The organism is Streptomyces cyaneofuscatus, assembly GCF_042718795.1.
GTDB classification, from domain to species: Bacteria; Actinomycetota; Actinomycetes; order Streptomycetales; family Streptomycetaceae; genus Streptomyces; species Streptomyces cyaneofuscatus_A.
In genome coordinates, this window is sequence record NZ_JBHXOX010000005.1 from 22525 (window position 1) to 30877 (window position 8353).

Annotated in this window: 10 protein-coding genes; 5 read left to right on the top strand and 5 right to left on the bottom strand. The window is 72.6% G+C overall.

Annotated features, from left to right (window positions below):
- Positions 1–160: 160 nt before the first annotated feature.
- Positions 161–826, top strand: coding sequence for an O-methyltransferase (locus ACFWRT_RS06305; RefSeq protein WP_018510150.1), 666 nt, complete (start codon positions 161–163; stop codon positions 824–826).
- A 126-nt stretch (positions 827–952) separates the two neighbouring features.
- Here ACFWRT_RS06305 and ACFWRT_RS06310 read toward each other — a convergent pair whose 3' ends face one another.
- Entirely contained in the window at positions 953–1120 is a 168-nt protein-coding gene (locus tag ACFWRT_RS06310) for a DUF3117 domain-containing protein (protein ID WP_003966491.1), read from the bottom strand.
- Positions 1121–1437: 317 nt separating this feature from the next.
- On the opposite strand from ACFWRT_RS06310, the gene chcB reads away from it, so the two are divergent.
- Entirely contained in the window at positions 1438–2250 is an 813-nt protein-coding gene (gene chcB / locus ACFWRT_RS06315; RefSeq protein WP_018510151.1) for a 2-cyclohexenylcarbonyl CoA isomerase, read from the top strand.
- 4 nt (positions 2251–2254) lie between these two features.
- On the opposite strand, the gene ACFWRT_RS06320 is transcribed toward chcB, so the two are convergent.
- Both ACFWRT_RS06320 and ACFWRT_RS06325 read right to left on the bottom strand, forming a co-directional pair.
- Positions 2255–2848 carry a DNA-3-methyladenine glycosylase I gene (locus tag ACFWRT_RS06320; protein WP_380955459.1) on the bottom strand — a complete coding sequence of 198 codons (594 nt, stop codon included), beginning with the start codon at positions 2846–2848 and terminating at the stop codon, positions 2255–2257.
- Positions 2845–3297: a cell division protein DivIVA gene (locus tag ACFWRT_RS06325; protein ID WP_380955460.1), complete on the bottom strand. Its 453-nt coding sequence runs from the start codon at positions 3295–3297 to the stop codon at positions 2845–2847. Before ACFWRT_RS06325 ends, ACFWRT_RS06320 begins: the two co-directional genes overlap by 4 nt.
- A gap of 106 nt (positions 3298–3403) precedes the next feature.
- On the opposite strand from ACFWRT_RS06325, the gene folP reads away from it, so the two are divergent.
- Positions 3404–4276 (top strand): dihydropteroate synthase, encoded by an 873-nt coding sequence (folP, locus tag ACFWRT_RS06330; protein WP_380955461.1) that lies wholly within the window; start codon positions 3404–3406, stop codon positions 4274–4276.
- A gap of 155 nt (positions 4277–4431) precedes the next feature.
- On the opposite strand, the gene ACFWRT_RS06335 is transcribed toward folP, so the two are convergent.
- Both ACFWRT_RS06335 and dapE read right to left on the bottom strand, forming a co-directional pair.
- Positions 4432–5217: an LOG family protein gene (locus ACFWRT_RS06335; RefSeq protein ID WP_380955462.1), complete on the bottom strand. Its 786-nt coding sequence runs from the start codon at positions 5215–5217 to the stop codon at positions 4432–4434.
- A 144-nt stretch (positions 5218–5361) separates the two neighbouring features.
- A complete protein-coding gene (gene dapE, locus ACFWRT_RS06340) occupies positions 5362–6441 on the bottom strand; it encodes a succinyl-diaminopimelate desuccinylase (protein ID WP_380955464.1) in 1080 nt (359 codons plus the stop codon).
- Positions 6442–6558: 117 nt separating this feature from the next.
- Here dapE and ACFWRT_RS06345 point away from each other — a divergent pair, with 117 nt between their 5' ends.
- Together ACFWRT_RS06345 and ACFWRT_RS06350 are read left to right on the top strand one after the other, a co-directional pair.
- A complete protein-coding gene (locus ACFWRT_RS06345; protein ID WP_380955466.1) occupies positions 6559–7482 on the top strand; it encodes a hypothetical protein in 924 nt (307 codons plus the stop codon).
- 289 nt (positions 7483–7771) lie between these two features.
- Complete coding sequence (locus ACFWRT_RS06350; RefSeq protein ID WP_326703668.1) at positions 7772–8209, top strand: ATP-binding protein; 438 nt, start codon at positions 7772–7774, stop codon at positions 8207–8209.
- Positions 8210–8353 lie beyond the last annotated feature (144 nt).

Consider the following 8353-nt stretch of genomic DNA (forward strand, 5'->3'; position numbering starts at 1 on the left):
GCTCCGGATAAGACTTTTCCCTGCTGGGGCCGGGCGTCGCCCGGAACGTCCTCGCAGCTCACCGGCCCGATCCGCGGGCCGGGACACTGCGCTTTCCCCACTCCTTGCACAACGCCCGGTCCCATCTGCGGGTTCCCGGGTCCAGCGGATACAGTCACCGTTGCGCCAACTACGGGGACAGGAGAGGGTCATTACCGCCAACCGGCAGACGAGCTGGGGCCTCGCCGACGCCTTTGTCGCCGAGGACGAAGCTCTGCACCGGGCCAGGGAGCACTCCCGTGAGCTGGGGATCCGCTCGGTCTCCCCGGGCACCGGCGCCGCGCTGCGCCTGCTGGCCGGCGCCGCGGATGCCAAAGCGGTGGCGGAAATCGGCACGGGCACCGGCGTGTCCGGCATCTATCTGCTGCACGGGATGCGTCCCGACGGCGTGCTGACCACGGTGGACCCGGAGCCCGAGCGCCAGCAGTTCGCCCGCGAGGCGTTCCGGGAGGCGGGCTTCGCCTCCAACCGGTCCCGCTTCATCCCCGGCCGCGCGCTGGACGTGCTGCCCCGGCTCGCGGACGGCGGTTACGACCTCGTCTTCTGCGACGGCGACCGGCTGGAGAGCCTGGACTGCCTCGCTGAATCGTTGCGCCTGCTGCGTCCCGGCGGGCTGGTCTGCTTCGAGGGCGTCTTCGCGGACGGCCGCACCGTCGACTCCGCCGCGCAGCCCGCCGAGGTGCTGCGGCTGCGGGAGCTGCTGCGCGCGGTGCGCGAGAGCCAGGAGCTGATGCCGACGCTGCTGCCGGTCGGCGACGGGCTGCTCTGCGCGGTCCGGCGCGGCTGAGCCCCCGTACCGTAGCGGCGCCTTCGGACATCTGGACCCGTCGCGGCGCCTTTGAACATCCGGACGCACCACTGCCCGGCACGGAGATCCGTACCGGGCAGTGGTGAAGGTGATGGGCGTTCCGCGTCAGCCGACGACCTTCTTCAGCGCGTCGCCGAGGGCATCGGCCTCGTCCGGAGTCAGCTCGACAACGAGCCGACCGCCGCCTTCGAGCGGAACGCGCATGACGATGCCCCGCCCCTCCTTTGTCACCTCGAGCGGGCCGTCGCCCGTCCGCGGCTTCATGGCCGCCATGCTCGTTCCCCTTCCTGAAACCAGCTCATCGCAACCGGCGGCCCCATGACAGGCGCTGCCTCACCGGCATCGAACACATTGCTTCTTCACCATTATCCCGCATCAGGGACCCCGATGACCAACATCGCTCTGCATCGCTTGCGCAACGCGCTCTCCCAAAACCGCCTAATTCGGCGATCCGGCTGCGATACTGCGCCGCCCTGGGCCCCCAGGTGAGAGCCAATTGTTAGACGCAGGTCACATCTGTGCCCCGCGCCGCGTCGGCCATGCTTGCCTCCAGGGGCAACGATGCCCGAGCAGTGAGGGGATGGACAGCAATGGCCGACGAGCCGGCGAACACCGTGCTGTACGACGTCAGCGAGGGTCTCGCGACGATCACGATCAACCGACCCGACGCGATGAACGCCATGAACACCGCGGCGAAGGTCGCGCTCCGGGACTCCCTGCGGGCGGCGGCCGCGGACCCCGCCGTACGGGCGGTTCTGCTCACGGCCACCGGGCGCGCCTTCTGCGTCGGCCAGGACCTCAAGGAGCATGTCGCCACGCTGACGGCGACGCGTGAGGCGGGCGACGGCAACGCGCTGAGCACCGTGCGGGAGCACTACAACCCGATCGTGCGGGCCATCACGGAGATGGCCAAGCCGGTCGTCGCCGGGGTGAACGGTGTCGCGGCCGGGGCCGGGTTCGGTTTCGCGTTGGCGGCCGACTACCGGGTGGTCGCCGAGACGGCCTCGTTCAACACCTCGTTCGCCGGCGTCGCCCTGACCGCCGACTCGGGCGTCTCCTGGACGCTGCCGCGGCTGATCGGCCCGAGCCGCGCCGCCGATCTGCTGTTCTTCCCGCGCTCGATCTCCGCGCAGGACGCCCTGGAGCTGGGCCTGGTCAACCGGGTGGTCCCGGCGGACAAGCTGGCCGAGGAGGCCGCGGCGGTGGCCCGGGCGCTGGCGGACGGACCGACCGTGGCGTACGCGGCGCTGAAGGAGTCCCTGGCGTACGGCGCCGGGCACACGCTCGCCGAGACGCTGGAGAAGGAGGACGAACTCCAGACCCGGGCGGGCGCGTCGCAGGACCACACCATCGCGGTGGAGGCGTTCCTGAAGAAGGAGAAGCCGGTGTATCTCGGGAAGTAGCCGGTCAGCCGACGGTGGCGCCGCCCCGGGCCACGCAGTCCGCGAGGTGGTCGTCGACAAGGCCGCACGCCTGCATCAGGGCGTAGGCGGTGGTCGGGCCGACGAAGCGGATCGAGCGCTTCTTCAGCTCCTTGGCGAGGGCGGTGGACTCCGGGGTGACGGCGGGGACGTCACCCAGCTCGCGCGGGGCGGGCCGGGTGGCCGGGTCGGGGGCGTACGACCAGATCAGCTCGTCCAGCTCCCCGGCCGGCCAGTCGGCGAGCACCTTGGCGTTGGCGAGGGTGGCGTCGACCTTGGCCCGGTTGCGGATGATGCCCGGGTCGGCGAGGAGGCGCTCCCGGTCGGTGTCGGTGAACTTCGCGACCTCGGCGACCTTGAACCCGGCGAAGGCCGTACGGAAGGTCTCGCGGCGGCGCAGAATCGTCAGCCAGGAGAGCCCGGACTGGAACGCCTCCAGGCAGAGCCGCTCGAAGAGGGCGTCGTCCCCGTGGACCGGGCGGCCCCACTCGGTGTCGTGGTAGGCGAGGTAGTCCTCGGTGGACAGGCCCCAGGGGCAGCGCAGCCCGCCGTCGGGGGCGGGCAGGGCTCCGCCGCTCATCGGCCGTCGTCCTCGCCGCGGGCCGGGCCGCCGGTATGCGGGTCGGCGGGCCCGGCGGGCCGGTCCCCCGGGTGCTCGAAGAGGTCGGGCCCGGCGGGCCGGTCCCCCGGCTGCTCGAAGAGGTCGGTCCCGGTCGTCACCGTGGACGCCTGCGCCCCCGCCAGGCTGGACTCCAGCTCCGCGATCCGGGCGTCCCGCTCGGCCAGCTCCGCGCCGAGCCGGGACAGCGCCTCGTCGACGTCCGCCATCCGGTAGCCGCGGGCGGCCATCGGCAGGCGCAGCGCCTCGACGTCCGCCCGGCCGACCGGGCGGGTCGTGGGCAGGGGGTCGGTGAACCGCTGGGGCTCCACGTCCTGGAGCACCGCGCTCCCGCCACCGCCGACCACCGCGAGGGTGACCGCCGTGACGACCACGACCATCGTGAGCAGCAAGAACCAGAACACGCGCATCTCCCCGGGGCGGAAACCTCGACCGGCTCCGATGGTGTCATGCGGCACGGACAGTCAGGGCGGGGACGTTAGGGTCGCAGGCGGACTATCGAGGAGGAAACACGGGATGCGAAGCGGTGCACTCAGGCTGGGGCGGCGGGAATTCGGTCCGCACGAGCCGGTGATCATGGCGATCGTGAACCGGACCCCGGACTCCTTCTACGACCAGGGCGCCACCTTCAGGGACGAGCCGGCGCTCGCCCGGGTCGAGCAGGCGGTGGCCGAGGGCGCCGCGATCATCGACATCGGCGGGGTGAAGGCCGGCCCCGGCGAGGAGGTGAGCGCCGAGGAGGAGGCGCGCCGCACGGTCGGGTTCGTCGCCGAGGTCCGCCGCCGCCACCCGGAGGTGGTGATCAGCGTGGACACCTGGCGGCACGACGTGGGCGAGGCGGTCTGCGAGGCCGGGGCGGACGTCCTGAACGACGCGTGGGGCGGGGTCGATCCGAAGCTGGCGGAGGTCGCCGCGCGGTACGGGGCGGGGCTCGTGTGCACGCATGCGGGGGGCGCTGAGCCGCGGACGCGGCCGCACCGGATCGCGTACGACGACGTCATGTCGGACATCCTGCGGGTGACGGTGGGGCTGGCCGAGCGGGCGGTGGCGCTCGGGGTGCGGGCGGACGGGATCATGATCGATCCGGGGCACGACTTCGGTAAGAACACGCGGCACTCTCTTGAGGCGACGCGTCGCCTTGAGGAGATGGCGGAGACGGGGTGGCCGGTGCTGGTGTCCCTGTCCAACAAGGACTTCGTGGGCGAGACGCTGGACCGGCCGGTGAAGGAGCGGGTGATCGGGACGCTGGCCACGACGGCGGTGTCGGCGTGGCTGGGGGCGCGGGTGTACCGGGTGCACGAGGTGGCGGAGACGCGGCAGGTCCTGGACATGGTGGCGTCCATCGCCGGGCATCGGGCGCCGGCGGTGGCGCGGCGGGGGTTGGCGTAGGTCGGCCGCCTGCCGGGCGGGGCCGGGGTGCTGCCCCGGGCCCCGCTCCTCAAGCGCCGGAGGGGCTGAGTGCGGCCGGTCCGGCCGGAAAGGATGTCCTCAATCGCCGGACGGGCTTGATGTGGCCGGAACGGTCGAAAAGGGTACGCAAGGGCTCACCGCCCGACCTCCTTCGTCACCAGGGTCACCGCTTCGTCCACGTCGTCCGTCACGTGGAAGAGCAGCAGGTCCTTCTCCGAGGCCTTGCCGCCCGCGACCACCGTTTCGCGGAGCCAGTCGACCAGGCCGCCCCAGTAGGCGGTGCCGAAGAGGACGATCGGGAAGCGGGTGACCTTGCCGGTCTGGACGAGGGTGAGCGCCTCGAAGAGCTCGTCCAGGGTGCCGAGGCCGCCGGGCAGGACCACGAAGCCCTGCGCGTACTTCACGAACATCGTCTTGCGGACGAAGAAGTAGCGGAAGTTGACGCCGATGTCGACGTGCGGGTTCAGGCCGGACTCGAAGGGCAGCTCGATGCCGAGTCCGACCGAGACGCCCTTCGCCTCCCTGGCCCCCTTGTTGGCGGCCTCCATCGCGCCGGGGCCGCCGCCGGTGATCACCGCGAAGCCCGCGTCGACCAGGGCCTTGCCGATCGCCACGCCTGCCTCGTACTCCGGCGATCCGGCCGGGGTGCGGGCCGAGCCGAAGACGCTGATCGCGCTCGGCAGCTCCGCGAGCGCGCCGAAGCCCTCGACGAACTCCGACTGGATGCGCATCACCCGCCACGGGTCGGTGTGCACCCACTCGGAGTCGCCCTCGGAGTCCAGCAGCCGCTGATCGGTCGTGCCGGGCTGGACCTGCTCCCTGCGGCGCAGTACCGGACCCAGCCACTGCTCCCCGGGCGCCACCGCGCCCTCGGGGACCTCCGCACCTTCAGGGATCCGTGCGTCCTCGGCGTTGCCCATGTTCCGCTCCCTCCACCGACCTGCGTCGTCCTGGGTCGGGCTGTGTCGTGCTGCGTCCGGCCAGCGTAGATCGGCGGAGGTTACGTACGGGGGAATGCCGTGCGTCAAGCGGTCGGGCGGTCAAGTGGTCGGGCGGTGGGGAGGTCAGGCGGTCAGCCAGGAGCGGAGGCGGTCCTCGCAGTGGGTGATCTTCTCGGTCACCACGTGCTCGTCGCGCTTGTGGGCGTAGATCGGGTCGCCGGGGCCGTAGTTCACCGCGGGGACGCCGAGGCCGCCGAAGCGGGAGACGTCCGTCCAGCCGAACTTGGGCCGGGCGGTGCCGCCGACCGCCGCCATGAAGGCCTTCGCGGCGGAGTGGGAGAGGCCGGGCATGGCCGCGCCGGAGTGGTCGTCGATGACCATCTCGGCCACCCCGCAGTCGGCGAAGACCTCGCGGACGTGGGCGACGGCCTCCTCCTCGGTGCGGTCGGGGGCGTACCGGTAGTTGACGACGACGGTGCAGGCGTCCGGGATGACGTTGGTGGCGACGCCGCCCTCGATGCCGACCGCGTTGAGGCCCTCGTGGTACTCCAGGCCGTCGATGACCGGGCGGCGGGGCTCGTACGCCGCCAGCTTCGCCAGGATCGGGGCGGCCGCGTGGACGGCGTTGGACCCCATCCAACTGCGCGCGGAGTGGGCCCGCTCGCCCGCTGTACGGAGGTGGACCCGGAGCGTGCCCTGGCAGCCGCCCTCCACCTCGCCGTCGGAGGGCTCCAGGAGGACGGCGAAGTCTCCGGTGAGCCAGTCGGGGTGGGCGGTGGCGATGTGGCCGAGGCCGTTGAGGTCGGCGGCGACCTCTTCGTTGTCGTAGAAGATGAAGGTCAGGTCGCGGTTGGGCTCGGGGACCGTCGCGGCGATCCGGAGCTGGACGGCGACGCCCGCCTTCATGTCGGTGGTCCCGCAGCCCCAGAGGATGCCGTCCGCGTCGAGGCGGGAGGGCACGTTGTCGGCGATCGGCACGGTGTCGATGTGCCCGGCGAGGACGACACGCTCGGCGCGGCCGAGGTTCGTGCGGGCGACGACGTTGTTGCCGTGGCGGTCGACGGTCAGATGGGGCAGGCCGCGCAGCGCTGTCTCGATCGCGTCGGCGAGTGCCTTCTCCTCCCCGCTGACCGAGGGGATGTCGACGAGCCGGGCGGTGAGCGCCGGGCCGTCCAGGGTCAGGTCAAGCGTGCTGTCGGACATGGCCACGACCCTAGAGGACCGAGGTGAGGGCCCGGTAGCGCCCCTGGAGGACCCGGGCGCCGGTCCCGGAACACCGGGTCTCGGTCCCCGGCCGTACCCTCCAGTACGGTGGGCCCCGTGCCCCGGACAGCCAGCCCCGCCCGCCGTCGCCGCAGCCGCCTCCTCCGCTACGCGGCCGGCTTCACCGTGCTCGCCGCGCTGGGCGGTTATCTGGCCGTTCAGTACGACTCCTCCACCACCGAGTCCGCGCCGCGCTGTGTGGTCCGGGCCGCCGACGGGGACCACACGTACGAGATGAGCCTGCACCAGGCGGCGAACGCGGCGACGATCTCCGCCGTGGGGACCACCCGCGGGATGCCGGAGCGTGCGGTGACGATCGCGATCGCGACGGCGATCCAGGAGTCCACGCTCCGCAACATCGACTACGGGGACCGGGACTCGGTGGGCCTGTTCCAGCAGCGGCCCTCGCAGGGCTGGGGCACCGTCGCGGAGATCATGGACCCGGTGTACTCGGCCGGGGAGTTCTACGACCACCTCGCCGAGGTCCCGGGCTACTCGCGGCTCCCGCTGACCGTGGCGGCGCAGCGTGTGCAGCGCAGCGGCTTCCCGCAGGCGTACGCGAAGCACGAGCCGGACGCCGCGCTGCTGGCCGCCGCGCTGACCGGGCGCGAGCCCGCCTCGCTGAACTGCACGCCGCCGAAGAGGACCGCCGAGAGCGCGGGGGACGCGGCGCAGGTGCGGGCCGAGCTGATCCGCACCTTCGGCAAGGACGTCCTGCCCGGCGCGGTGGCGGCGGGCGCGTCGGCGGCCGCCACGGTCTCGGTGCCCGTACCGGCGTCGGCCCGGGCGGAGGCGGAGGACCGCGCCCCGCAGCGCGGCTGGGAGCTGGCGCACTGGGCGGTGGCGCACTCCGACGAGCTGCTGATCGAGCGCGTGAGCTTTGCGGACCGGGTCTGGGAGGCCGGTTCGGGCTGGCGGACGGAACGTACGAAGGACAAGGAACCGGACACGACCGCCGTCGGAATCCGGGTCGCTCAGTAGTTCGGCCCATCACCCGTACGGACCCTGGAGCCTGCCGCACCGGGACTCCCGGGCCGCTTTGTCGGCAGTCCGTTCATCCGGCATCGATCCCCTTGCCACTCAAGGGAAGTGACGGTTCATCGAACGGCTTCGGAATGGATCGTTTGCCCGGGTTCCTCCACTGCGGATTATCGGACGCATTACTCACTCTTTACCTTTGCTCGCCGCAACTTTCCCTCCCCTCGGCCCTGTTGTCAGTGCGTCCGGCTCACCGGATCCGAATCACTGACATCCCCGTCGAAGGAGCACCATGTCCCTCCCCCTGACCCGTCGGATCGCTCGTACCGCGCTGCTGATCGCCGCGGGTGCGGCCCCCGTGGTCGGTGCGGCCGGCGCCGCGAGCGCCGCAGAGCTCCCGCAGACCCCGGACCTCGGCGGTCTGACCGCGCTGGACGGTGCCGGTCTCGGCAACACCGTGGACAGCGCCGCCCAGCAGGGCACCCAGGCCGCCGGGGAGACCGGCGGCCGCCTCGTCGGCACCGCCCTTCCGGCGGCCGGCCGGACCGTGGGCCAGACCGCCAAGGTCGCCGCCCCGGCCGTCCAGGACACCGCCGGCCAGACCGCGGGCAGCGCGGGCGAGGCCGTCGGCGGCATCGCCGGTGCCGCCGGCGGGGGCCTGCCGACCGACGCGCTCGGCGGCGGCCTGCCCACCGGTGGCCTGCCGCTGGGCGGTCTGCCGATCGGCTGACCCGCCGCCGTACGCCGTACATACGCCGTACATGCGAGAGGGGCCCGGGGGGGGGGCCGACGCCCGGCGCCCCACCAAATCGGACGAGAGCAGCAGGGGCTGTAGACCGCCCCCCCCCCCGCCGCGGGCGTCGGGGGCGACGAC

Excerpts from the sequence above, each read along its gene's own strand:
- ACFWRT_RS06310 (WP_003966491.1), bottom strand. The coding sequence starts at position 1,120 with ATGGCGGCCATGAAGCCGCGGACGGGCGACGGCCCGCTCGAGGTGACA.
- chcB (WP_018510151.1), top strand. The coding sequence starts at position 1,438 with ATGGCCGACGAGCCGGCGAACACCGTGCTGTACGACGTCAGCGAGGGT.
- ACFWRT_RS06320 (WP_380955459.1), bottom strand. The coding sequence starts at position 2,848 with ATGAGCGGCGGAGCCCTGCCCGCCCCCGACGGCGGGCTGCGCTGCCCC.
- ACFWRT_RS06325 (WP_380955460.1), bottom strand. The coding sequence starts at position 3,297 with ATGCGCGTGTTCTGGTTCTTGCTGCTCACGATGGTCGTGGTCGTCACG.
- folP (WP_380955461.1), top strand. The coding sequence starts at position 3,404 with ATGCGAAGCGGTGCACTCAGGCTGGGGCGGCGGGAATTCGGTCCGCAC.
- ACFWRT_RS06335 (WP_380955462.1), bottom strand. The coding sequence starts at position 5,217 with ATGGGCAACGCCGAGGACGCACGGATCCCTGAAGGTGCGGAGGTCCCC.
- dapE (WP_380955464.1), bottom strand. The coding sequence starts at position 6,441 with ATGTCCGACAGCACGCTTGACCTGACCCTGGACGGCCCGGCGCTCACC.
- ACFWRT_RS06350 (WP_326703668.1), top strand. The coding sequence starts at position 7,772 with ATGTCCCTCCCCCTGACCCGTCGGATCGCTCGTACCGCGCTGCTGATC.